Here is a 240-nt window from a genome sequence, read left to right as displayed (position 1 = left end):
AGAGAACAGAAACTATTCAATTACGATTTATTAGAAGAGACTTTTAAAAATTGTGGAATTGAAAATCTGCATGAACTTTATAAGGAATGTGTGGATTATTACAAAGAGAATAAAATTCGCTTAGATTATAAAAGAAGCTCAAAACATCGAAGAAATGATAAGAAAAAATCACTGTCAGATTCTCGGATTGAAATGATGAAAAAGATTGAAAATGTACTTCAAGAGCGGGAATTAAAATAT

At 27.9% G+C, this 240-nt stretch carries 1 protein-coding gene; it reads left to right on the top strand.

Features of this window, described 5'->3' with window-relative positions:
- Positions 1-240 (top strand): hypothetical protein (locus tag SB822_RS60450; RefSeq protein WP_410859565.1); only part of this gene is annotated, 240 nt, incomplete at both ends.

Source organism: Paraburkholderia sp. SIMBA_054, assembly GCF_046534875.1.
GTDB lineage: Bacteria > Pseudomonadota > Gammaproteobacteria > Burkholderiales > Burkholderiaceae > Paraburkholderia > Paraburkholderia hospita.
The sequence above is the reverse complement of the archived record's forward strand: the minus strand, read 5'-3'. Positions and strand labels throughout refer to the sequence as shown.